The sequence below is a fragment of the Sphingomonas crusticola genome (genome assembly GCF_003391115.1).
GTDB classification, from domain to species: domain Bacteria; phylum Pseudomonadota; class Alphaproteobacteria; order Sphingomonadales; family Sphingomonadaceae; genus Sphingomonas_I; species Sphingomonas_I crusticola.
Window position 1 is genome coordinate 1,420,870 of sequence record NZ_QTJP01000001.1, and the last position, 23,930, is coordinate 1,444,799.

The following is a 23,930-nucleotide window of genomic DNA, read 5'->3' on the forward strand; positions in this document are numbered from 1 at the left end:
CGGTGAGGCGTTAAACGGCCGGTCCCGTCGTCACCCCGCTCAAGGCCGGGGCGACGAGGAACTTGCGGGCGACGGCGGTCGGGGGCAGAGCGCTCGTATGACCGACATCGTCCATAGCATTGACAGCCGCTCCCCCGACAATGGCCTCAAGCAGGGGGGCGGCACCAGCCACCCACGCACCGATGCGTTGATGCGGCGCGGAGCGGAGTTTCTCGGCACCGAATATGCGATCATGGCGGGCGCGATGTCGTGGGTGTCGGAACGGCATCTGGTTTCCGCCATCTCCAACGCCGGCGGGTTCGGGGTGATTGCCTGCGGGGCGATGACGCCGGCCCTGCTTGATGCCGAGATCGCGGCGACCCAGGCGATGACCGACAAGCCGTTCGGCGTGAACCTGATCACGATGCACCCCGATCTGTTCGAGCTGATCAATGTCTGCACCCGCCACGGCGTTGGCCATGTCGTGCTCGCCGGCGGACTGCCGCCGACCGGCTCGATCGATCGGATCAAGGGATCGGGCGCCAAATTGCTGTGCTTTGCCCCGGCGCTGGCGCTCGCCAAGAAGCTGATCCGTTCGGGCGTGGACGCGCTGGTGATCGAGGGCATGGAAGCGGGCGGGCATATTGGGCCGGTATCGACCAGCGTGCTGGCGCAGGAGATGCTGCCGACGATCGCCGAGCAGGTACCGGTATTCATCGCCGGCGGGATCGGCCGTGGCGAACTGATCGCGGGCTATCTGGAAATGGGCGCGGCGGGCGTGCAGCTCGGCACGCGCTTCGTGTGCGCCAGCGAATGCATCGCCCACCCCAATTTCAAGAAAGCGTTCATCCGGGCGTCGGCGCGCGATGCGATCGCATCGGTGCAGATCGACCCGCGCTTGCCGGTAATCCCCGTGCGCGCGCTCAAGAATGCCGAGAGCGAATTGTTCACCGCCAAGCAGCGCGAAGTCGCGCAGCTGCTGGACGAGGGCAAGGTCGAGATGGCCGAGGCCCAGCTGCAGATCGAGCGTTACTGGGCGGGCGCGCTGCGCCGCGCGGTGATCGACGGCGATGTCGAACGCGGGTCGGTCATGGCCGGACAGTCGGTCGGCATGGTCACCAAGGAAGAGCCGGTGACCGAGATCATCGCCACCCTGCTCGACGAAGCCGAGGCGGCGCTGGCACGGCGATAGGGCCGGGTCCGGCGACGCTCAGTCGTCCTTGCGAGCGCAAGGAGCCGAAGGTCGCCGGGGATCTAAGCCATGACCGGCATCAAGCGGCGGTCTACCGCCGGCGCAGCAACCGCCACAGCTCAACCAGGCCATGCCACGCCCATGCCGCGGCGAGGCCGACCAGCCCGATCTTGATGCTGAGATTGATCGCGGCGGCGAGCTCGGCTGCCTTGTCGGTCGGCATACCGGTCGAGACGATATTCACCCAGTGACCGGCCCGGTAGATGATCGCCACGAGCACAAGCCCGCCAATGGTGGTGGCGCCGGCCAAGAATGCCTGCACGACGCCCCAGCGCGGCCGCAACCAGGCGAGCAGATTCTGGATCAGGCGGGCGGCGGCAAGCGCGAAGATCGGCCAATAGAGTTCGGCGAAGATCGGCGCCGCCTCCATCCGGAAATTGGCGGCGTTGGTGTAAACGGGGATGTGGATCATGCCCGCCCACCACAGCAGGAACATGATGTCCAAGGCGATCTCGCAGCCGGCTTCCCACGCCCGCTTGGGCCGATAGCGGAGGTCGGGCAGCTGCTCCGGCTTCCAGCGGCGCAGATGATCCGCCGGAAAGCCGGTGCGCTCCAGGATAGCGAAGATGATGGTCAGCACGCCAACATCGACGATCAGCGACATCCAGATGCCGCCCCAGGTCTGGGCGATCACCTGCGGCAGCGGCTGACCGCCGAACAAGGTGCGGCCGGCGCCGAGTGCGATCTCCACGCCCACAATGACCAGCAAGGTGATGCGCAGCACGAACAGATAGAAGGGGAATACGTCAGGCCCGATCAGCCATTGCTGCTTGCGATAGCGCGCGGCGACCACCAGCGGATGGCCGAATTCCTTGATGAGCGCGCTCATTTCCGGCCGGGTGAGGGGCCGTCCCAGTGCTTCTTCGCGGTCTTCTTGGCGCGCGAGCAGGACATCACGCAATTCGGCGATGATGTCGTCCGCCTTGGCGGCCGGCAGCTGCCACCGCACCGCGTGGAGATAACGTTCCAGCAAGTCCATCACTTGGTCCTTTCGGTGAGGCGCAGGATCGATTCGGAGATCGCGTTCCATTCGCCGAGAAGTTGCGCGAGGATCGCCTCGCCATCGGGCGACAGACGGTAGAAGCGCTTGTTGCGCCGTCCCTCCTCGCGCCATTCGCTGGTGAGCATGCCCTGCGTTTCGAGCCGGCGCAGCAGCGGGTAGAGCGCGCTTTCCTCGATTGGCAGGCCCGCATCCTCGAGGCTTTGCCGCAGCGTGTAGCCGTAGCGTTCCTCGCGCAGCGCGCCGAGCACGGCCATGACGAGCGAGCCCCGCCGCAGCTCAATCCGCAATTTTTCGAAAAGATCGTCTTCGACCGGCACTTGCTGCGTCTCGCATGGTGTATATCACATACTGTATGACACACAGTTAAAGGGCTGGCAAGCCCGGATGAAGGAAGTATGAGCGTACCGGGGCATCGCCGATGGCGGTGAATTCGAGCCGATGCGGCACAAGGCGTTATTGGACGCCGCCGTGCGATCTGGTAGCCACCTCGCCCAATGGTCACCACCTCCGCCACTTCCGCAGCACGCGAGATACTGACGAGGCTGCACGACGTGATGGCGTCGCGCGGCCAGGCGCAGGCCAAGCTCGACCAGGTCGTCGACATCATCGCCAAGGCGCTCAACAGCGAAGTCTGCTCGATCTATCTGCTGCGCGACGGCGAACTGGAGCTGTTCGCGACCCGCGGTCTCAACAAGGCGGCGGTGCACGTCACCAAGCTGGCGCTGGGCGAAGGCCTCGTCGGCACGATCGCCGAGAAAAACGAAACGCTCAACCTGGCCGAGGCGACCAGCCACCCGGACTTCGCCTACAAGCCGGAGACGGGCGAAGAAACCTATCACAGCTTCGCCGGCGTCCCGATCGTGCGTGCCGAGCGCGCGGTCGGCGTACTGGCGGTGCAGCATGCCGACCCGCGCCGCTATGACGATGTCGAGATCGAGGCGCTGCAGACGGTGGCGATGGTGCTGGCGGAATTGATCGCCGGCGCGGGCCTGATCGATGAGGCCACGGTGCGCGGCGCAGACACGCGCGACACCGCGTCCGCGCGGCTGACGGGACTGCGACTGGTCGACGGCATGGGCGCGGGCTTCGCCGTCTTCCACCAGCCGCGCGTGGTGGTCGAGCATACTGTCGCAGAGGATACCGAGGCCGAGCGCCATCGCGTCTATTCTGCGTTCGACAAGATGCGTGACCAGATTGATCGCATGATGAGTCAGGCCGAATTCGGCGCTGCGGGCGAGCATCAGGACATTCTCGCGACCTACAAAATGTTCGCCTACGACGAGGGCTGGTCGCGCCGCATCAATGCCGCGATCGACAGCGGGCTGACCGCGGAGGCCGCGATCGAGCGCGTGCAGCAGCGCACGCGGATGCGGATGCGCGAGATCGACGATCCGCTGCTGGCCGATCGGATGCACGATCTGGAGGACCTCTCCAACCGGCTGCTGCGAATCGTGTCCGGCCAGCTCGGCACGGCGGCGCAGATGGGCCTGCGCCAGGATTCGATCCTGATCGCGCGCAATCTCGGCCCGGCCGAACTGCTGGAATATGATCGCCGCCGGCTAAAGGGTGTGATCCTGCAGGAAGGCTCGCTCACCAGCCATGTCGTGATCGTGGCGCGCGCAATGGGTGTACCCGTGATCGGCCGCGTGCGCGACGCCCGCCGCGCGATCGGCGAAGGGGACATGGTCCTGCTCGACGCGAGCCAGGGCAATGTCTTCGTTCGTCCGTCCTCCTCGGTGGAGGAGGCGTTCGATACCAAGCTGGCGCTCGGCCAGAAGCGCCGGGCCGAATTCGCGGCGATGCGCGACCTGCCTCCGGTCACCCGCGACGGCACGCGCATCACGCTGATGGTCAATGCGGGCCTACGCGACGACATGGCCGCGCTCGATACGACCGGCGCCGACGGCGTGGGCCTGTTTCGCACCGAATTCGAATTCCTCGTTTCGGCCGAATTGCCCAAGCGCGAACGCCAGCAGCGGCTGTATCGCGACGTGATGGAAGCGGCCGGCGACAAGCCGGTGATCTTTCGTACGGTCGATGTCGGCGGCGACAAGGTACTGCCCTACATGAATTCCGATTCCGACGCTGCGGACGAGGAAAATCCGGCGATGGGCTGGCGTGCGCTGCGGCTTGCGCTGGAACGCGACGCGCTGATGAAGGCGCAGGCAGGCGCGCTGATCGCGGCCGCGGCCGGCGGTACGCTTAACGTCATGTTTCCGATGGTGTCGGAGCCGTGGGAGTTCGACGAGGCCCATGCCTTGTTCGAGAAGCAGCGCGCGAGCGCCGCGGCCAAGGGCAAGCCGCTGCCGCTGGCGATCCGCTACGGTACGATGCTGGAAGTGCCGGCGCTGGCCGAAGTGCTCGACATGTTGCTGCCGCGGCTCGACTTCCTGTCGATCGGCACCAACGACCTCACCCAATTCCTGTTCGCGGCGGATCGCGCCCATCCCAAGCTGGCGGAGCGTTACGACTGGCTTTCGCCCGCCATTCTGCGCTTCATCGCGCGGGTCGTGACGCAGTGCGACGCGGCCAACGTCCCGGTCGGCATTTGCGGCGAAATGGGCGGCAAGCCGCTGGAGGCGATGGCGCTGATCGGTGTCGGCATTGAGCGGCTGTCGATCACGCCCGCCGCGATCGGCCCGGTCAAGGCGATGGTGCGCTCGCTTGACCTGCCGGCTCTGCGCGTCGCGATGAAGGAACTGCTCGCCGCACCGCGGCGCGACATGCGCGGCGCGCTTCAGCAATGGGCCGAGGCCAATGGTGTACGGATTGCCTGAAATGGGTCGCGATTTGACAGTTTGGCGCCACTGTGCGCGAATCAAGCTAAATCAAGTCGTCCGCCAGGCCGGGGGATAATAGTGAACGGCGAAGACGAGATGTTCGAGACTTCGACGGCGCCCTGCGTGGGCGAGCGGCTGCGCGCCGCGCGCGAAGCCCAGGGACTCACGGTCGAGGAGATTGCGGCGACCACGCGCATCCCGACACGCCACCTGCGCACGATCGAACGCTGCGAGTATGACGGCCTGCCCGCGGCGACCTACAGCGTTGGGTTCATCAAGACACTGGCGCGCCGGCTCGGCCTCGATGGCGCGGCGCTCGCGGCCCAGTTTCGTGCCGAGATGAGCGGCGCACGGACCGAAAGCACGCAGCCGCAGCCTTACGAGCCGGCGGATCCGCGCCGCACGCCGCCGCTCGGCCTGGCCTTGCTGGCGCTGGCCGCCGCGATCGTGCTTGGCCTCGGTTATCTTTACTGGCGCGGCAGCACCGAGCAGCCGAGCCAGATCGCAGCCGCGGCATCCGATCAGCCGACATCGCCGGCACCAGGCGCGGCGCCCGTGCAAACCGCAGTGGCAACAGACGCGTCTCCGCTGACGAATGCCAGTTCGCCGACCGGCCCGGTCGTGATCGGCGCGACGCAGGATGTGTGGATCAAGGTTGCAGACGGGGGCAAATCCCTGTTCTTCGGCCTGCTTCATGCGGGCGACCGGTTCGAAGTGCCGGCCACTGCCGTGGCGCCGCTGCTGACCACCGGCCGGCCGGGATCGACCACTATCAGCGTCGGCCAGACGCCGATCCCGCCGGTGGGGGATCCGGACCGCATCGCCAAAGACGTCTCGCTCAAGCCGGCCGACCTGATGGCGCGCGTGGCGACCCCGCCGCCTGCCGCGCAGCCGCCTGCCAACTCGACCACTCCTGTGGAAAACGCGGCCGGCCCGCTCTGACGGTCGCAACCCGCTTCTCCTCTGCACTCGCTGCGCTATGCTTGACGCGACCGCCAATCCCGGAGCCCGCATGACCCGCCTTCGTATCGTTTTCGCCGCCTTGCTCGCGACCGCGGCCACATCCGCGCTGGCGGCCGATCCGGCGCCGTCGCTCGACCAGCGCGTCGACCGCGTCGAACGGCAATTGAAGGCGGTTCAGCGCAAGGTGTTCCCGGGCGGGGACGCGGCTTTCCAGCAGCCTGAAATCGCGGCACCCGAGGTACAGGCGACAACAGGCACGCCGGCGAGCACTCCACTCAACGAACTGACCGCGCGCCTCGACGCCCTCGAACGGTCGGTGGCGCAGCTGACCGGCCAGGTCGAGCAGGACGAGCATCGGCTCGATCTGTTGTCGCAGCAGGCAGCGCAGGACCGGCAGGAATTCACGCTGCGGTTGAAGACGCTCGAGACCGCCGCCGCGCCGCCTGTCAGCGCCGCAACGGTCGCAGCGGAGGAGGAGCCAATTGCAGCATCGCCGCCAAGGAGCAACGTGCCGGTGCGCGGCAAGCCGGGCGCGGCGATTCCCGACAAGGCCGCTGCCGCGACCGCCAAGCCTGCAGCCGGCAAGGCGGTGAAGCCGGTTCCGGCCGCGGCGGACGATGCCGCCGATGCGACCACCACGACGACGGCGGGCGCGGATCCGGCCGAAGATGCCTATATGGCCGGCTACAAATTGTGGACGCAGAAGAAATATCCGCAGGCCGAGGCGATGCTGGCGGCGGTCGCGAAGAAATACCCGAAGCATAAGCGCGCCAGTTATGCGCAGAATTTGCTCGGCCGCGCCTATCTCGACGATGGTCAGCCGGCGCGCGCAGCCGAAGCCTTTGCTGCCAATTACACGACCAATCCGCGCGGCGAGCGCGCCCCCGACAGCCTTTATTTCCTCGGCCAGTCGCTGGTCGCGCTCAAGAAGCCAACCGACGCCTGCCGAGTCTATGACGAGCTGAATTCGGCCTATGGCGACAAGATCGACGCGTCGCTGAAGGCCAAGGTTGCCGCCGGACGCGCCGCCGCCAAGTGCAAATGATGCGATGGATGCCGCGCCGGACGATCTGATCGACCGCTTCCGGGCGGATTATTGTCGCCTTCTCACCGCGGCCGAACCCCCGGATCACCGCATCGCGCTGGCCGTCTCCGGCGGGCCGGACAGCATGGCAATGCTCGGCCTGGCGGCGCCGGCCTTCCCGGGGCGGGTAATCGCCGCCACGGTCGATCACGGGCTGCGGCGCGGGTCGGCCGACGAGGCGGCAATGGTCGCGCAAGCCTGTGCAAAGATCGGGGTAGCGCACACCACGCTGCGGATCGCCGCCCCGCCGGGAGCGAGCGGCAATTTGCATGATTGGGCGCGGCAGGAGCGTTATCTGCTGCTGAAGCGCTGGGCGGTCGACGAGGGGGCGCCTGTCCTGTGCACGGCGCATCATGCGGACGATCAGGCAGAGACCTTTCTGATGCGCGCGGCCCGAGCCGCGGGTCTGTCCGGCCTCGCCGCTGTTCGGGCACGGACCGAGATTGAGGTTCCGCTCAAGCAGCCGATCGAATCGCTGGCGATCCGCGCCAATGGGGGTTTTAGCCTTTGTTACGGGCCGGTCGTGCTTCTCCGCCCGCTCCTGCGCTGGCGCAGGCAGGAATTGCGCGAAGCGGCGGAAAAACTGTGTCTGCCCTTCGTCGACGATCCCAGCAACCACGATCCACGGTTCGACCGTACCCGCTTTCGCGCCTGGCTGGCCGAGGCGCCGTGGCTCGACCCCATTCAGATCGGGCGGAGCGCCGAAAACCTCGCCGGCATGGATGCCGACCTGTTCGAGATCAGCCGGTGGCTATGGCAGGAACGCGCGCTGGAAGCCGATCCGCTCGAAGCCCGCTTCGATGTCCGAGGCCTTCCCCGCGGCGTGAAGCGGTATTTGGCGCGGATCGGCATCAACCATGTTCTCATGATGCAGGGCATGAGCGGGGGGAATTGGAGCCAGGCCAGCAATATCGAACCTTTGCTCGATGCGCTGGAAGCCGGGAGCGCAGCCACACAGGCCAATGTGCTCGCTTCCGCCAAAGGGACAATCTGGCATTTTCGTGCGGCTCCACGCCGTCGATCGCACTGATCGCAGCTGTTCCATTGCCATTAACCTGCGCATCCCTATTTTAGTCGCCTACGAAAGGCTGATCCGACGATGAAGGACGACAAGGAACCGCAGACGGGCAATCCGCTGGTCAAGAACCTGGCCATCTGGCTCGGCATATTGCTGGCGATCGTCCTCGTCGTCTCGCTGTTCGAAGGCAGCAGCAAGAGCAGCGCGGGTGAAAGCGTCGCTTATTCCGACTTCCTGCAGGCAGTCGATGCGGGATCGGTCAAGGAAGCCGATGTCGCCGAGGGCGTCATCACCGGCAAATATACCAACGGCGCGTCCTTCAAGACCTATTCGATCCCTGATCCGACGCTGACCCAGCGGCTGACCGGCAAGGGCGTGACCGTCCGCGGCCGGCCGCAGGAGCAGGCCAGCCTGTGGCAATATATCCTCGTCCAGGCGATGCCGATCCTGATCTTGGTCAGCATCGGCTGGATCGTGATGCGCCAGATGCAGAAGAATGCGGGTTCGGGCGCGATGGGCTTCGGCAAGAGCCGCGCCAAGATGCTGACCGAGAAGCAGGGCCGCGTCACGTTCGACGATGTCGCCGGCATTGATGAGGCACGTGAGGAATTGCAGGAGATCGTGGATTTCCTGAAGGATCCTTCCAAATTCGCGCGGCTCGGCGGCAAGATTCCCAAGGGCGCCCTGCTGGTTGGCTCGCCCGGTACCGGCAAGACCCTGCTCGCCCGCGCTATCGCCGGCGAGGCCAAGGTGCCGTTCTTCACCATCTCCGGCTCCGACTTCGTCGAGATGTTCGTCGGCGTCGGCGCCAGCCGCGTGCGCGACATGTTTGAGCAGGCCAAGAAATCCGCGCCGTGCATCGTCTTCATCGATGAAATCGACGCGGTCGGCCGCCATCGCGGCGCCGGCCTGGGCAACGGCAATGATGAGCGCGAACAGACGCTGAACCAGTTGCTGGTCGAGATGGACGGGTTCGAGGCGAACGAAGGCATCATCATCATCGCCGCGACCAACCGTCCGGACGTGCTCGACCCGGCGCTGCTGCGCCCCGGCCGCTTCGACCGCCAGGTGGTGGTGCCGCGTCCAGACATCGAAGGCCGAGAGAAGATCCTCGCCGTCCATATGAAGAAATTGCCGCTGGCGCCGGACGTCGAGCCACGCACGATTGCACGCGGCACGCCCGGTTTCTCCGGTGCCGATCTTGCCAACCTCGCCAATGAGGCGGCGTTGCTTGCCGCGCGCAAGGGCAAGCGCCTGATCGCGATGAAGGAGTTTGAGGAAGCCAAGGACAAGGTCATGATGGGCGCCGAGCGCAAATCCATGGTCATGACCGAGGACGAGAAGCGCGCCACCGCCTATCACGAGGCCGGCCATGCTTTGGTCTCGCTGCACGTGCCGGGTTGCGATCCGCTGCACAAGGTGACGATCATCCCGCGCGGCCGTGCGCTGGGCGTTACCTGGAACCTGCCCGAGCGTGATCGTTATTCGATGACGATGAAGCAGATGAAGGCGCGGCTGGCCCTCTGCTTCGGCGGGCGAATCGCCGAGCAGCTCATCTATGGCGCGGACGAGCTCAATACCGGTGCTTCCAACGACATCCAGCAGGCGACCGACATGGCCCGCTCGATGGTGATGGAATATGGCATGAGCGAGAAGCTCGGCTGGCTGCGCTATCGCGACAATCAGGACGAGGTCTTCCTCGGCCATTCGGTGTCGCGCAGCCAGACGGTGTCGGAAGATACGGCGCGGATGATCGACCAGGAGGTCCGCCGGATCGTCGAGGAAGGGGAGGATGTGGCCCGCAAGGTCCTGACCGACCATCTCGACGAGCTGCACCATCTCGCGGCAGCCTTGCTGGAGTTCGAGACGCTCAATGGCGAAGAGGCCAAGCGCGCGATCAAGGGCGAGGATATCGGTCGCGAGGACAACAGCAAGCGCGCGCCGCGCGCGCTCGCCGCGGGCGCCTCGTCCATCCCCAAGAGCCGCCGGCCCGGCGGCTGGGGCGAACCGAGCCCTGCCGGCGCATGACCGTGAAGATCGGGGCGGCCGCATCGGCCGCCCTTTTTCTTTGCGGCCCCGCGCTGGCGATGTCGGCCGCGGACTTCCTGGCCAAGGCGGATGCGCTCAAGGCCAAGGGGATGATGGCGATGTTCTCGTCCGATCTCGGCCTGCTCAAGAGCGAATTCACGGCCGACGCCAAGGCTTGGCGCGCGCAGGCGCGTAAGCCCACCAGCTGCCCGCCGGAGGCCATTCGGCTCGGCTCCGACGATATCCTGGCGATGGTCGCTGCCGTCCCACCCGCGCACCGCGCCACCACAAGCGCGCGCGACGCGATCATAACCGGGTTGAACCGTAAATTCCCCTGCCGTTAACCTAGAGATAAGCCGCCACGGCGCAGGCCAGCGCCAGCGCCAGCGCGCTTGCGGCAACGATAATCAGCAATGGCCTCGGCCCACTTTTGAGCAAGGTTTGCATTGGCGAACGGATCCCGGTCGCGGTGACGGCGCAGACCAGCGAAGCGGTTGCCAGCGTAGTCGCGCCCGCGCCCACCGGTGCCGGGACCACCCCGGTCGAGTTGATCGCTGCGAACAGGAAGAAGCCAATCACGAACCAGGGTATGCGCAAGGCGCTACGGTGCGCGCCCTCGCTTTGAAAGAAACAGCCTGTCACCGCCAGTGTCGGCGCCAGCAGCGCGACGCGCGTCAGCTTGACGATCGCAGCATGGTCGCCCGCGCCGGGCGAATATGCGTAGCCCGCGCCGAGCGATTGCGCGACATCGTGGATTGCCGCGCCGAGCACGAACCCCGCCTGGCGGTCATCGAAGCCGAGCAGGTGACACAGGATCGGATAGCCGACCATCGCCGCGGCGCTCATCGCCGATATGCCGACCAACACCAAAGCTAATTGCCCCTGCGTGACGCGCCGTTCGCCGAGCACGGTGGCCAGCGCCAGCGCGGCGGACGCGCCGCAGATCGCGACCGCCCCACCCGCCAACATGCCGAAGGCCGCACCGTAGCCCAGGCGACGCGAAGCCAGCACGCCCGTCCCCATCGTCACTGCGACGATCGCGAGAATCGCGATCAGGGCGACCCAACCTAGACCCGCAATCTGCCCCAATGTGATCCGCGCGCCGACCAGAACGATCCCGATCCGCAGCAGGGTGCGCGAGGCGAAGGCGAGGCCCGGCAGCAGCCGCGCGTCCCCGCTCAGGAAGTTGAGCGCAAGTCCCACCAGCAAGGCCATCAGCGTCAGGGGCGCACCGTAATGTTCGGCCAGATAGGCCGATGCGAGCGATGCCAGACTGGCGACCAGCAGGCCGGGCAGGTAATCGTGCCAGCCGACACGCGGCGGGGGCTCAATGTCCCCATAAAGGTCGGCGGCGGCAGGCAGGGTGGTGCTGTAGAGGACCATGCGCCATGGTAGCGCCGATTGGGCAATGAAGGGAATTGGATGGCCGCGCATCGCCCGAAAAGCCCGCTTCTGGTGCTCACGCATCCCAATTGGACATTGGCGGCGACCATCCTCGCCTCGAGCCTGGCCTTCATCGACGGATCGGTCGTCAACGTCGCTCTGCCGGCGATCGGACGAAGCCTGCAGAGCGACGCCGCCGGGCTGCAATGGACCGTCAACGCCTACATGCTGCCCTTGTCCGCCTTATTGCTGATGGGCGGTGCTGCAGGCGACCATTTCGGACGGCGCCGCCTGCTGGTCACCGGCATCCTCCTTTTCACGCTCGCCTCTATCGGCTGCGCCTTGGCGCCCGGCCTGGACGTCCTGCTGGCGGCGCGCGCGGTGCAGGGGATCGGTGCCGCCATCCTCCTTCCCAACAGCCTCGCCATCCTCGGTAACAGCTTTCGCGGTGCCGCCAAGGGCCGGGCGATCGGCACGTGGGCGGCCGCTGGAGCGATCGCGGGCGCGCTCGGGCCATCGCTCGGCGGATGGCTGGTCGGGACGATCGGCTGGCGCCCCATTTTCCTGCTCAACGTGCCGGTGGCGGCCGCCGCCATCGCCATAGCGCTGGCAGCGGTCGAGGAGAGCGGCGAGGGCAAGCAACCACTGGACTGGACGGGCGCCGGACTGGCGACGATCGCTTTGTTCGCGCTGACCTGGAGCCTGACGATGTGGTCAAGCGCGCATGTGATGAGCGGCGGCGCGTGGGCCGGACTGGGCGGTGGGCTGGCCGCGCTCGGCCTGTTCGTCCTGGTCGAACATCGCCGCGGCGAGCGCGCGATGATGCCGCTCGGCCTGTTCGGTTCAGCGGCATTCGGCGGCCTGACCTTGCTCACCTTCCTGCTCTATGCAGCACTTGGCGGGCTGATCCTGCTCCTGCCTTACGTGCTGATCGTCGGTGGCGGTTATTCGCCCCTGCAGGCGGGTGCGGCCTTATTGCCCTTTTCGGTCGGGATCGGCTTCGGCTCGCGCCTGATGGGACATGTCGCCGAGAAGATCGGGCCGCGCTGGCCGCTAACGATCGGCCCGATCGTCGCCGGCGCGGGCTTTGCGTTACTCGTTCGGGTCGAGCCGCAGGCCAGCTATTGGACGAGCGTGCTGCCGGGGATGGCGGTGCTCGCGCTTGGGCTAGCAGGCGCCGTCGCGCCTCTGACGACCGCAGTCCTGTCGTCCGTGGACGAGGCCCATACCGGCACGGCATCGGGCTTCAACAGCGCGATCGCACGCACCGGCGGCTTGATCGCGACGGCCCTCGCCGGCGCTGTGATCGCCCGATCGGGGACAGACTTGATTACGGCTTTCCATGGAGCGGCGCTGATCGGCGCCGCGCTTGCAGCGGCCGCGGGGGTCGTTGCCTTCCTGACATTACCCGCCCGGCTCGATCGGCCCGGCTAACGCCCCCTCTTCCGCCCGCCGCCTCCCTACGGTGACACTTGACAATATATCATCACGAGCAGACTTTCCGGTGCAGCGAGTGCCGTTAGACGGACACTTCCATCCGCGGCGGCCCTCCCGAGAGGAGTGCGTGCCATGTCTTACACCGACCAGACCAAGCGCAGCAGCACCATCCCGATGGCGGCTGTCATCGGCGTTCATCTCGCGATCGGCTACGCCCTGATCAGCGGGCTGGCCTTCCGGGTCATTCCGCATATCCCGATCGTCACGGTCGGGGAGATATTGCCGGACGATCCGCCCCCACCGCCGCCACATGAGCTGACAGTTCAAAAGACGAGGACGGCGACCCAGCCGACGATCCTCCCCCCGGTTGATCAGGTGGAAGCGCTGCCTCCCCAAGAAACCATCGTCCAGACGGTCCCGACTTTGGATTTCAGCGGCCCGAGTGGCGGCGGGACGACGATCGTCGCGGAACCGCCCAAGCCAAGCCTGGCGCATGACGCAATTCCCGGCGGCGACCGGCTGCGCTGGATCACCACGGACGATTATCCCAGCGCCGCGCTGCGCCAGGGCATCACCGGCACGGTCGTGATTGCCGCTCTGGTCGGTCCCGATGGCCGCGTCCGCGCCTGCGAGGTCACGAAGTCGAGCGGTAGCCCGTTGCTCGACGAGGCAACGTGCCGGCTCTACGCCCGGCGCGCGCACTTCACGCCCGCGCTCGACGCCGACGGCAATGTGATCGCAGCACGCCACGTCGATCGCTTCCGCTGGCAGATCCCGAGCGACTGAACTTAACTTGCTCCCGGTGCCGCGGTACCGGGGGCTTATTTCATTTCCGGCACCTTGCCGTGCAGCACGCCCAGCAGCCCGTCGACCGTATAAGGCTTTTGCAGCAGGTCGAACCCGTGGCTTCCCTCTTCGGCCAGGACATGGCTGTAGCCGCTGGTGAGCACGACCGGGAGGTCGGGCCAGCGACGGCGCACCTCCTGCGCCATGTCGATACCGTTGATGCCCGGCATGACCACGTCCGAAAAGACTAGGTCGAATGCGCCGCGGCGCTCGTCCAGGATGCGCAGCGCCTCCTCGCCGCCGGTGGCCCAGGTCACCTGCTGCCCCAGCTCTTCCAACAGACTGCGCGCGAAACCGCCGACCGCCTCATTATCCTCGACCAGCAAGACGGAGCGGCGGACCGCAGCCACCTCCGGCGCCGCCGTAACCATGTTAGTCGCCTGTTCGAAGCCATCGCACCGCGGCAGATAGAGCGTGAAGCGACTGCCTTGCCCAACGGTACTTTCGACGGCGATATCGCCGCCCGATTGCTTGGCAAAGCCGTAGACCTGGCTCAGCCCAAGTCCCGTGCCCTTATTGATTTCCTTAGTGGTGAAGAAGGGCTCGAAGATGCGTGACAGCGTGTCTTCGTCGATCCCGGTGCCATTATCCTCGACCCACACCGCGACGAAGGAACCTCGCACGGCGGCGTGGCGGCGCAACGCCGGGACCGCATCGACCTGCTTGGCACCGATGCGCAGCGTCCCGCCTGTCGGCATCGCATCGCGTGCGTTGATCACCATGTTGAGGATCGCGGTCTCGAACTGGTTCGGATCGGCATCGACTGCGCCCACGTCGGTTTCGACCACATATTCGACCGCGACCGGCGAGCCGAGCGTGGTGCGAATGATCTGGCCCATGCCGTGCAAGCGCCCGGCAATCTCGAATTTCTCGGGCTTGAGCGGCTGGCGCCGTGCAAAGGCAAGCAATTGACCCGTGAGCTGGGCCGCACGCTCGGCTGTCTCGGAGATCGCCTGGATGTAGCGCTGCCGCTTCTCCTCGCCCAGATCGGGACGGGCGAGCAGATCGGCCGACGCCCGGATCACGGTCAACAGATTGTTGAAATCATGTGCGACGCCGCCGGTGAGTCGGCCGACCGCTTCCATCTTCTGGGCCTGGGCGAGCGCCTCGCGCGTCGCCTGCACCTCTTGCTGCGCCTTCCAGCGTTCGGTCAGGTCCCGCGTGACCTTGGCGAAACCGACCAGCGAGCCATCGTCATTGTAGATCGGATCGATCAGCACGCTGGCGCGAAAGCGCGTGCCGTCCTTGCGCAGGCGCCAAGATTCCGTTTCATATTTGCCCTTGGTGAGCGCGGTCTGGAGCGCGCGCGCGGGCTCGCCGGCGGCACGATCCTCCTCGGTGTAGAAACGGGAAAAATGCGTGCCGACGACTTCGTCCGCCGTATAGCCCTTTATGAGCGAGGCGCCCGCATTCCAGTTGCTCACAAGTCCTTCAGGATCGAGCATGTAAATTGCGTAATCGCGCACGCCCTGCACGAGCATGCGAAAGCGCTGCTCGCTCTGACGCAATGCCAACGCTGCTTCGCGCTTGTCGGTGATGTCGCGCGTGATCTTGGCGTAGCCGATCAGCTGACCATCCACATCGAGGACCGGATCGATGACGACGCTGGTCCAGAAACGCGTTCCATCCTTGCGGACCCGCCAGCCTTCCTGCTCGAACTTGCCTTCCTCGGCGGCCGTGCGCAGCGCGGTTGCGGGCAGGCCGGTGGCGCGGTCCTCCGGCGTGTAAAAGACGCTGAAATGCTGTCCGATGATCTCGTCGGCAGTATAGCCCTTGAAGCGCTGGGCACCGCGATTCCAGCTTGCAACGTAGCCGTTGATGTCGAGCAGGTAGATGGCGTAATCCGTGACGGCATTCACCAGCAATTCGAACCGGCGATCCCCGCCAAATCCGATTACCTGATCCTGTCTGCCCGGCGGACTGCTCATGGTTCCCGGCCGTAGCCGTCGGATCGGTTGAGCGCCAGCGACAACCGACCGTCCCAAACCTGCTATTCGCTGCCCATCCAGAACAGGAAGGCGATGAACAAGGACGACGTGATGGTGGTGATGATCAGCAATGCCGCCGTCCGCCATGCCGCACCGAAGCGGCCAAGCGAATAAGTCCCTTTAAGCTGGCGGTACATGTGGATGGGCGGCACTAACATCGCCGCCAGCGAAACCAACGCCGCCGGCAGGCCCAGCCGGCTAAACAATGTCAGGGCCACGACCCCCAGCGACATGAAGCTGAGCGAATAGATCGAGAAGATGGCGTGATCGTAAAGGCCGACATCGCGCCGGAAGGCGAACAGCAGCCAGATGAAGGGCAGCGAGATCGGAATGAGAGCCCAGCTATATTTATAGCCGTAGGTTTTCATCTTGTAGATCGTAAGCGCGGGATTTTCGGACATGCCCCGGACGCTGTCGTCGAACCACGACCAGCCGGTATCGAGATGGACTACGCGCGGACCCGAATCCTTGTCCGCGCCAATGAATGTGGTGGCAACATCCAACGCGCGGATCTCATCCTTCAACTCGCCAATCTGTTCCTTGATTGCCTCGCGTGCTTCATTGGTCGAGGCGCTCGCCCGCGCTTTCTCAAGAGCCGCAAGCCGCGCCCGATCCGCCTTCAGCTTTACCGCCGGATCGACTTTGCCGACAGTTGTGATGCTATTGCCGTGGGCCGTGGTGCCGGTGACGCCGGGATGGCGATGTCCAGACAGATTTGAGACGATGGCGAACATCAGAAACACGGAGAACAGGAACAGCGCCATGGGCGATACGAACTTGGCGCGCTCTCCGTCGACGTAGCGCCGCGTCAGTTGTCCCGGATGCCAGGCCAGCAAGGGAAGCGTGTGCCAGACCTTGCCCTCGAAGTGGAACACGCCGTGGGCGATATCGTGGGCCAAAGCCCGCAAATTCTTGTGGACATGGCCCATCTGTCCACAGGCATGGCAATAGGGGCCGATCCGTTCGGTCCCGCAATTGGCGCATCGGCCACCCTCGTCATGCGCAGCCTGCGCGTCTGCCTTGCCGCCGCCGAAGGTACGCGCCCACAGCGCGCCCGTTGCCAGCGTCCCGATGCCATCCCCTGCGTCGCTCATAGGACCCTTGTTGCGCAGCCAAAGCGATGCGTCGAGAGGCTGCTGCTCGACGCCAACGCGATTTTTGCTATGAGAGCGCCATGACCGAGGCCGCTCCGATCGACCCCACCGCGCTCATCGCCGAGATGGGCCGCCGCGCGCGCGCCGCCTCTGCAATGCTGGCGCTGGCGCCGACCGCGGCCAAGGCCGCCGCGCTGATGGCAGCCGCGCAAGCGATGCGCGCGAGCGAGGCCGCGATTCTGACCGCCAATGGCGAGGATATGGCGCGCGGTGCCGCCAATGGCCTGTCGGCCGCGATGCTCGACCGGCTCAAGCTGACGCCGGAGCGGATCGAGGGCGTTGCCACCGGGCTGGAAGCCGTCGCGAAATTGCCTGATCCGGTCGGGCAGGAAATCGACCGCACCGAACGCCCCAACGGGCTGGTCCTGACGCGCGTGCGTGTGCCGCTCGGCGTGGTCGGCATCATCTATGAGAGCCGCCCCAACGTCACCGCCGACGCCGGCGGCCTGGCGATGATGGCGGGCAATGCCGCGATCCTGCGCGGTGGCAGCGAAGCGCGTGCAAGCAACCATGCCATCCATGCCGCGCTCCAGCAGGGCCTCGCCGCCGCCGGCCTGCCCGAGGATGCGATCCAGCTGGTGCCGGTGTCCGACCGCGCCGCCGTCGGCGCCATGCTCGGCGCGGCCGGGCTGATCGACATCATCGTGCCTCGCGGCGGCAAGAGCCTGGTCGCGCGCGTTCAGGCCGAGGCCAAGGTGCCGGTGCTCGCCCACCTTGATGGCATCGTCCACCTCTATATCGATGGCGCGGCCGATCCGGAGATGGCGCGCACGATCGCGCTCAATGCCAAGATGCGCCGCACCGGCATTTGCGGCGCGGCCGAGACCTTGCTGATCGACCGCGCCTTCCCCGACGCCGCCCCCATCCTGGCGACCATCGCCGATTCGGGCTGCGAGCTGCGCGGTACGGATGAGATATGCGCGATCGAGCCGCGCGCCGTGCCCGCGACCGCCGAGGATTGGGACACCGAATATCTCGACGCGATCTTGTCGGCGACCTTCGTCGACGGCGTGGAAGGCGCGATGGCCCATATCGCCGCGCATGGATCGCATCACACCGACGCGATCGTCACCGAGGATCAGGCCACTGCGGAACGCTTCCTCAACGAGGTCGACAGCGCCATCGTTGCCTGGAATGCGTCGACCCAGTTCGCCGACGGCGGCGAGTTCGGCCTCGGTGCCGAGATCGGCATCGCCACCGGACGCCTGCACGCCCGCGGTCCCGTCGCGCTCGAAGGACTTACCACCTACAAATGGCTGGTCAGGGGCACGGGCCAGACGCGCCCTTGATCCCCACCGGCCTCCTCGGCGGATCGTTCAACCCCGCCCATTCCGGCCATCGCCGCATCAGCCTGCAGGCGATCGACGCGTTAGGCTTGGATCAGCTGTGGTGGCTGGTCTCGCCCGGCAATCCGCTGAAGGAGGGCAAGGGCGACATGGCACCGCTGGCCGTGCGGCTTGCGTCCGCCAATCGCATGGCGCGCGGCACACGGATTGTGCCGACCGCGATTGAGGCGCGGCTGGGCACGCGTTACACGGCGGACACATTGCGGGCGTTGGTTCGGCGTTATCCGCATCGGCGTTTCATATGGCTGATGGGGGCGGACAATCTCGCCCAATTCCACCTGTGGCGCGACTGGCGGAAGATCGCGCGCACGATGCCGATTGCGGTGATCGCCCGTCCGGGGTATGATGGGCTTGCCCAAAACGCTCCGGCAATGGGCTGGCTCAGGCGTTTCGTCCGGCGCTCAGGCCATTTGAAAAACTGGACGCTGTGGAGTCCGCCGGCGCTCGTGCTGCTGCGCTTCCGCCCCGATCCTTCTTCCGCGACGCGGGTGCGCGCCCTTCGGCCCGACTGGTCTTCATCCCATAAAACCCATGGCCTGCGCGACCGCGTGTCGCGCCGTCCGCTATCTTAGGAGGTTCCTTGCCCGTCACCGCTTCGCGTACCACTGCCGATCCGGCAGCGAGTAATCCGGCCGATCCGAGCGACAGTATCGACGCGCTCCACAAGCTGGTCTTGTCGTCGCTCGACGACGATCAGGCGGTGGAGACGGTATCCATCCCGCTCGCCGGCAAATCGTCGATCGCCGACCATATGGTGGTGGCATCCGGCCGCTCCAGCCGCCAGGTGAGCTCGATGGCCGCCAAGCTGGTCGAGAAGATCAAGGCGCTTACCGGCCGATCCCCGCGCGTCGAGGGCATGCCGACCGCCGACTGGGTGCTGATTGACGCCGGCGACGTCATCGTTCACCTGTTCCGGCCGGAAGTGCGCAGCTTCTACAATCTGGAACGCATGTGGTCGTTCGGAGAAGCGCCCCGCCCTGCCCCAGAGGCTGTCGCCAATTGATCTTTGGTTCAGCCGCGCTGAACCAGCACGGCACCTGACCAAGCGTGCTGTTGCACATCGTTGCGCGCGGCCGCATCGGGCGCAGCCCCGAGGCGGAACTGGTCGAACGTTACCTCGCGCGTGTCGCCTGGCCGACCAAGGTAACCGAACTGCCCGATCGCGGCGGCAAGCTCCCGCCGGTAGCGCCGGGCACCCGAACCATCATCCTCGATGAAAAAGGCAAGAGCCTGGGCTCGATCGCCTTCGCCGAGCAGCTCGGCCGCTGGCGCGACGGCGGCGTGCGGGAAACGCGCTTTCTGATCGGCGCGGCGGACGGTTTCGACGATGCCGCGCGCGCCGAGGCCGACCTGCTGATCAATTTCGGCGCGATGACGTGGCCGCACATGATGGCACGCGCCATGCTCGCCGAGCAATTATGGCGCGCCGCCAGCATCCTCGCCGGCCATCCTTATCATCGCGAAGGCTGATGCTGGTCGCCTTCATCCTCGCCACGGCGCTCCCCTCGCAATCCGCGGCCGAGGAGCGGCTTGCCGCGCTTGATCGTGCCGCGCGCATGCAGGAGGCCAAGCTGGCGGCGGAACAGGCGCCGCTCGCGGCCCTGCTTGCGAGCGCCCAGCGGCTCGCCTTGCGCCCGGCCGCGCTGGTGCTCGCCCGACCGCAGGCGATCGAAGAGATGGTCCGCACGCGCGCGCTGATCGCGGCCTTGGCACCCGAAATCCGCCGGCGGACCGCCTCCCTGCGCCGCAATCTGCTCGTCACTGCCGCCTTGCGTGCGGAAGCGGAGCAGGCGCTGGCAGCGCTGTTGGACGCGAAATATAGCGCCACCCCTTTACAAAATGCCGCCCTCACCGCCCGTCTGGCCGCACTCCCCGGGCCGTCGCTGCCGCCGGCACCGGCGGCTCGGCGCGAGGCGGCCTACCGCCTGCCGGCCCCCGGCACGGTGGTGGTGGGTATGGGCGAGCGTTCCGCTATCGGCGTTCGAGCCCCCGGTCTGACGATCGCGACCGCGCCGGGCGCGGGCGTCGCGGCGCCGGCACGGGCACATGTTGCCTATGCGGGGCCGTTCCGCGGCTATGGCGATATCGTCATCCTCGACCATGGCCATGGCTGGACGACCTTGCTGGCCGGACTGGAGCTGGTGACCGCAGGCGGCGGCGAGCTGGTCGAAGGGGGGGCACCGCTCGGCCACATGGCGAAAAGCGCGCCGCGCCTGACGATCGAACTGCGCCACAATGGGCGTCCGGTCGACGTCACCGCCATGGTGCTGCAGTAGAAGCAACCCACCGTCAGCAAGCCTGGGTACAGGCACACTGCTGCAAGCCGGTTTCACGGGCCGCGCGAAGCGGCTACAACGACGGGAAGCGATGAAAGATTCCAGTCACGATGCGTAAGATCCTGATCCGCGGCGGCGGCATTGCAGCCGCGGCCCTTATCCTGTCCTCCCTGGTTGCGGCCCCTGCGGCCAGCGACGCCGACGATTATAAGGAACTCGACCAGTTCATGGCCGTGTTCGAGCGGGTGAAGGCGGATTACGTCGACAAGGTCGACGACAAGGCGCTGATCAAGGGCGCGATCGACGGCATGCTCGCCAGCCTCGACCCGCACAGCTCCTACATGGATGCGCGCGACTATAAGAACATGCAGTCCACCACCGAGGGAAGCTATGGCGGCCTTGGCCTGACCGTGCAGATGGACGAAGGCGCGGTAAAGGTGGTCGCCGCGAGCGAGGACACGCCGGCATATCGCGCCGGCATCAAGCCCGGCGACTATATCACCAACCTAGACGGCAATCTGATCTTCGGCGATTCGCTCGATGCCTCGGTCGACAAGATGCGGGGCACGCCCGGCACCAAGATCCGCCTGACGATCGTCCGGCCCGGCCGCGACAAGCCGTTCGACGTGACGCTGACGCGCGAGATCATCTCGATCCAGCTGGTCAAGTCGAAGGTCGTCAACAATGTTGGCATCATCAACATCAACGGCTTCTCCAAGCCGACCGGCCCGGGCGTGGAAAAGGCGATCGCGGAGATCGACAAGCAGACCGGCGGCAAAACGCTCGGCTACGTCATCGATCTGCGCAACAATCCCGGCGGGCTGCTCGACCAGGCGATTGAAGTGTCCGATATCTTCCTCGACCATGGCGAGATCGTCTCGCAACGTGGGCGCGAAAAGGGCGACATCGATCGTTATTTCGCCGAATCGAAGGTGCGTGGCGATATGGCCCACGGCCTGCCGATCGTCGTGCTGGTTGATGCGGGATCGGCCTCTGCCGCCGAGATCGTCGCCGCCGCGCTGCAGGATCAACGCCGTGCCATCGTGATGGGCGAGCGCAGCTTCGGCAAGGGCTCGGTGCAGACTTTGCTGCCGCTGACCGACGATACCGCGCTGCGGCTCACGACCGCGCGTTATTACACGCCGTCGGGGCGTTCGGTGCAGGAAGGCGGCGTCGAGCCTGACGTGACCGTGCCGCAGCTTTCCGACCCCGATTACAAGGCGCGCCCAAGGCTGCGAGAGGCGGATTTGCGCCGCCACCTGCTCAACCAGGCCAAGGTCGACAATAGTGTGCTGGAAAGCGACACGGCGCCAGATCCGCGCTTCACCGCGACGGCGGAGAGCCTCAAGAAGGCTGGGGTCGACGACTTCCAGCTGGATTACGCCATCAAGACGATCGCGCGACTCGGCAGTCCGGCGGTGCAGGTGGCGATGAACGCCGCGGCCCCGGCAGCCAAGCCGCGCGGCAAGCGCTGATGCTGGCGCCCGCCCGCACATTGGCCTTACTGGTGCCGCTCGCGCTGATGGCGGGGGCGCTTGGTTCGCAATATCTGGGCGGGCTCAGCCCGTGCGAGATGTGCATGTGGCAGCGCTGGCCGCATTATGGTGCGATCGCAGCGGCGCTGCTGGCGATCCTGTTGTGGCGGACGGCCTTAAGCCTGCCGCTGACGATCCTGGCAGGCCTGCTGATCCTCACCAGCGGCGGCATCGGCGTGTTTCACGCCGGCGCCGAATATGGCTGGTGGAAAGGCCCCGACCATTGCACCGGCTTCGCCCATGGCAGCGGTGCGGACCTGCTGCGCTCGATCCTGGCCCAGCCGCTGATCCGCTGCGACGTACCGCAGTGGACCTTGTTCCACATCAGCCTGGCGGGCTGGAACGCGCTGTTTTCGATTGCGGGCGGGCTCGCGGTGCTGGTGCTGGCGCTGGCACGGCCGAGGACAATATGAGCAGCGCCGACGAGCGCGCGGCGATGGTGCGCGTCGACCAGGCCGGGGAATATGGTGCGACCCGCATCTATGCCGGCCAGCTAGCGGTGATGGGCGCGCGCCATCCGACGGCGCGCGCCATCACGCGCATGGCCGCCCAGGAAGAGCGCCACCGCACCCGACTCGACGCGCTGATGGCAGAGCGGCGCGTGCGGCCGACCCTGCTGGAGCCCTTCTGGAATGTCGCCGGCTTCGCGCTCGGCGCCGCTACTGCTCTGATCGGGCCGGAGGCGGCAATGGCCTGCACCGCCGCGGTCGAAACGGAGATCGATCTTCATTATGGCGCGCAGCTGGAGCAACTCGGCGACGACGATCCCGAGCTGAGCGCGATCATTACCGAATTTCAGGCCGAGGAAGTCGAACATCGCGAGACCGCATTGGCGGCAGGCGCCGAGCGCGCGCCGGCCTATCCCTTGCTGTCGGGCACGATCCGGATGGGCTGTCGTATCGCGATCCGGCTGTCCGAACGGATATGATCGGACGCCTCGCGCGTTTGGCGAAGAGTTTGAGGAGAATGGCCATGATCAAGCAGATGTTGCTCCCCGGGGCCGCGATCCTCGTCGGGCTGATGGCGGCGCCCGCCTTTGCCCAGCAGAATGACAAGGCGCTGGTCGTCTATGGCAGCGATCCTTGCCCGGAGGGCACGATCTGCGTGCGCGCGCCGGAGAGCGAGCGCTATCGCATCCCGCAATCGCTACGTTCCGGCTTGCTTGCGCCGCAGGATCAGCCTTGGTCGCAGCGCGCGGCCTCGGTCGCCAATGTCGGGGCCGCCGGCACCGGCAGCTGCACCAATACCGGCGCGGGCGGCTGGACCGGCTGCTGGGGCCAGCAGATGCGTGCGGCGCGCGCGGAAAAGAACCAGGATGCCGCCGCGATCGCCGAATCGCCGCTTCCGAAGTGAATTGTTCATGGCGGGCTCATCGCGCGCGCCGGATTCATGGGTAATGAAGCACGCCGCCCCCTTCGCCCTGCTTGCCCTCCTCGGCGCACCGCTTGCTGCCCGGCCTGCACCCGCGCCTGCATCCGAGCCACCGACGCGCATCGCGACGCTCGTGATTTTCGGCAACGACCCTTGCCCACGCAGCACTGAGGACGAGGTCGTGGTGTGCGCGCGCCAGCCGGAGGGCGATCGCTATCGCATTCCCAAGCAGTTCCGCGGGCGCCAATATAATGCGGCGCGTGACGGCAGCTGGGCCGGCACCGCGCGAGTACTGGAATATATCAGCCGCGAGGGCCTGCCCGACAGTTGCTCGCCGATCGGCTCGAACGGGCAGACTGGTTGCTTCCGCAAGTTCCTCGAACAGAACCGCCGTTGAGCCTTCCGTTGCGCGCAAACCTTGACAGCCACAGCCAAACCGCATAGCTGGCGCGCTTTCGCGGGCCCCTCCTGGGATGGCTCACGATCC

Annotated in this window: 24 protein-coding genes; 19 read left to right on the forward strand and 5 right to left on the reverse strand. The window is 66.4% G+C overall.

Annotation, left to right across the window (positions count from 1 at the left end):
- Positions 1–190: 190 nt before the first annotated feature.
- Positions 191–1,171 carry an NAD(P)H-dependent flavin oxidoreductase gene (locus DX905_RS06570; protein ID WP_116092382.1) on the forward strand — a complete coding sequence of 327 codons (981 nt, stop codon included), beginning with the start codon at positions 191–193 and terminating at the stop codon, positions 1,169–1,171.
- A 91-nt stretch (positions 1,172–1,262) separates the two neighbouring features.
- On the opposite strand, the gene DX905_RS06575 is transcribed toward DX905_RS06570, so the two are convergent.
- A complete protein-coding gene (locus DX905_RS06575; protein WP_116090636.1) occupies positions 1,263–2,210 on the reverse strand; it encodes a hypothetical protein in 948 nt (315 codons plus the stop codon).
- Positions 2,210–2,551: a PadR family transcriptional regulator gene (locus DX905_RS06580; RefSeq protein ID WP_205412201.1), complete on the reverse strand. Its 342-nt coding sequence runs from the start codon at positions 2,549–2,551 to the stop codon at positions 2,210–2,212. The genes DX905_RS06575 and DX905_RS06580 overlap by 1 nt, the downstream gene beginning before the upstream one ends.
- A gap of 177 nt (positions 2,552–2,728) precedes the next feature.
- On the opposite strand from DX905_RS06580, the gene ptsP reads away from it, so the two are divergent.
- From ptsP to DX905_RS06610, 6 genes are all read left to right on the forward strand, one after another.
- Positions 2,729–5,011, forward strand: a complete 2,283-nt coding sequence (gene ptsP, locus DX905_RS06585) for a phosphoenolpyruvate--protein phosphotransferase (RefSeq protein ID WP_116090637.1) — start codon at positions 2,729–2,731, stop codon at positions 5,009–5,011.
- A gap of 81 nt (positions 5,012–5,092) precedes the next feature.
- A complete protein-coding gene (locus DX905_RS06590; RefSeq protein ID WP_116090638.1) occupies positions 5,093–5,956 on the forward strand; it encodes a helix-turn-helix domain-containing protein in 864 nt (287 codons plus the stop codon).
- 70 nt (positions 5,957–6,026) lie between these two features.
- On the forward strand, positions 6,027–7,022 hold the full coding sequence (locus tag DX905_RS06595; protein ID WP_116092385.1) for a tetratricopeptide repeat protein: 996 nt from the start codon (positions 6,027–6,029) through the stop codon (positions 7,020–7,022).
- A gap of 4 nt (positions 7,023–7,026) precedes the next feature.
- Positions 7,027–8,091: a tRNA lysidine(34) synthetase TilS gene (tilS, locus tag DX905_RS06600; RefSeq protein WP_116092384.1), complete on the forward strand. Its 1,065-nt coding sequence runs from the start codon at positions 7,027–7,029 to the stop codon at positions 8,089–8,091.
- A gap of 69 nt (positions 8,092–8,160) precedes the next feature.
- A complete protein-coding gene (ftsH, locus tag DX905_RS06605; RefSeq protein ID WP_116090639.1) occupies positions 8,161–10,107 on the forward strand; it encodes an ATP-dependent zinc metalloprotease FtsH in 1,947 nt (648 codons plus the stop codon).
- Positions 10,104–10,451 (forward strand): hypothetical protein, encoded by a 348-nt coding sequence (locus DX905_RS06610; RefSeq protein ID WP_116090640.1) that lies wholly within the window; start codon positions 10,104–10,106, stop codon positions 10,449–10,451. The genes ftsH and DX905_RS06610 overlap by 4 nt, the downstream gene beginning before the upstream one ends.
- A gap of 1 nt (position 10,452) precedes the next feature.
- Here DX905_RS06610 and DX905_RS06615 read toward each other — a convergent pair whose 3' ends face one another.
- Entirely contained in the window at positions 10,453–11,490 is a 1,038-nt protein-coding gene (locus DX905_RS06615; RefSeq protein ID WP_116090641.1) for a YeiH family protein, read from the reverse strand.
- 39 nt (positions 11,491–11,529) lie between these two features.
- On the opposite strand from DX905_RS06615, the gene DX905_RS06620 reads away from it, so the two are divergent.
- Positions 11,530–12,924: an MFS transporter gene (locus tag DX905_RS06620; protein WP_116090642.1), complete on the forward strand. Its 1,395-nt coding sequence runs from the start codon at positions 11,530–11,532 to the stop codon at positions 12,922–12,924.
- A gap of 135 nt (positions 12,925–13,059) precedes the next feature.
- Positions 13,060–13,713 carry an energy transducer TonB gene (locus DX905_RS06625; RefSeq protein WP_116090643.1) on the forward strand — a complete coding sequence of 218 codons (654 nt, stop codon included), beginning with the start codon at positions 13,060–13,062 and terminating at the stop codon, positions 13,711–13,713.
- A gap of 35 nt (positions 13,714–13,748) precedes the next feature.
- On the opposite strand, the gene DX905_RS06630 is transcribed toward DX905_RS06625, so the two are convergent.
- Both DX905_RS06630 and DX905_RS06635 read right to left on the reverse strand, forming a co-directional pair.
- Entirely contained in the window at positions 13,749–15,701 is a 1,953-nt protein-coding gene (locus tag DX905_RS06630; RefSeq protein WP_116090644.1) for a hybrid sensor histidine kinase/response regulator, read from the reverse strand.
- 62 nt (positions 15,702–15,763) lie between these two features.
- The gene (locus DX905_RS06635; protein WP_240320752.1) at positions 15,764–16,855 is read right to left on the reverse strand and encodes a DUF3667 domain-containing protein; all 1,092 of its coding nucleotides are present in this window, start codon (positions 16,853–16,855) and stop codon (positions 15,764–15,766) included.
- Positions 16,856–16,935: 80 nt separating this feature from the next.
- Here DX905_RS06635 and DX905_RS06640 point away from each other — a divergent pair, with 80 nt between their 5' ends.
- From DX905_RS06640 to DX905_RS06685, 10 genes are all read left to right on the forward strand, one after another.
- On the forward strand, positions 16,936–18,204 hold the full coding sequence (locus DX905_RS06640; RefSeq protein ID WP_116090645.1) for a glutamate-5-semialdehyde dehydrogenase: 1,269 nt from the start codon (positions 16,936–16,938) through the stop codon (positions 18,202–18,204).
- Entirely contained in the window at positions 18,168–18,833 is a 666-nt protein-coding gene (locus DX905_RS06645; protein WP_205412202.1) for a nicotinate-nucleotide adenylyltransferase, read from the forward strand. The genes DX905_RS06640 and DX905_RS06645 overlap by 37 nt, the downstream gene beginning before the upstream one ends.
- A gap of 77 nt (positions 18,834–18,910) precedes the next feature.
- Positions 18,911–19,264, forward strand: coding sequence for a ribosome silencing factor (gene rsfS, locus DX905_RS06650; protein ID WP_240320938.1), 354 nt, complete (start codon positions 18,911–18,913; stop codon positions 19,262–19,264).
- A 44-nt stretch (positions 19,265–19,308) separates the two neighbouring features.
- Positions 19,309–19,731 carry a 23S rRNA (pseudouridine(1915)-N(3))-methyltransferase RlmH gene (locus DX905_RS06655; RefSeq protein ID WP_116090647.1) on the forward strand — a complete coding sequence of 141 codons (423 nt, stop codon included), beginning with the start codon at positions 19,309–19,311 and terminating at the stop codon, positions 19,729–19,731.
- Complete coding sequence (locus DX905_RS06660; protein ID WP_162875498.1) at positions 19,731–20,537, forward strand: murein hydrolase activator EnvC family protein; 807 nt, start codon at positions 19,731–19,733, stop codon at positions 20,535–20,537. The genes DX905_RS06655 and DX905_RS06660 overlap by 1 nt, the downstream gene beginning before the upstream one ends.
- 110 nt (positions 20,538–20,647) lie before the next feature.
- Complete coding sequence (locus DX905_RS06665) at positions 20,648–22,012, forward strand: S41 family peptidase (protein ID WP_116090649.1); 1,365 nt, start codon at positions 20,648–20,650, stop codon at positions 22,010–22,012.
- Entirely contained in the window at positions 22,012–22,485 is a 474-nt protein-coding gene (locus DX905_RS06670) for a disulfide bond formation protein B (protein ID WP_116090650.1), read from the forward strand. The genes DX905_RS06665 and DX905_RS06670 overlap by 1 nt, the downstream gene beginning before the upstream one ends.
- Positions 22,482–23,000, forward strand: coding sequence for a demethoxyubiquinone hydroxylase family protein (locus tag DX905_RS06675; protein ID WP_116090651.1), 519 nt, complete (start codon positions 22,482–22,484; stop codon positions 22,998–23,000). The genes DX905_RS06670 and DX905_RS06675 overlap by 4 nt, the downstream gene beginning before the upstream one ends.
- A gap of 44 nt (positions 23,001–23,044) precedes the next feature.
- Positions 23,045–23,425, forward strand: a complete 381-nt coding sequence (locus DX905_RS06680) for a hypothetical protein (RefSeq protein ID WP_240320753.1) — start codon at positions 23,045–23,047, stop codon at positions 23,423–23,425.
- A gap of 43 nt (positions 23,426–23,468) precedes the next feature.
- The gene (locus DX905_RS06685; protein ID WP_116090653.1) at positions 23,469–23,840 is read left to right on the forward strand and encodes a hypothetical protein; all 372 of its coding nucleotides are present in this window, start codon (positions 23,469–23,471) and stop codon (positions 23,838–23,840) included.
- The last annotated feature ends 90 nt before the right edge of the window (positions 23,841–23,930 follow it).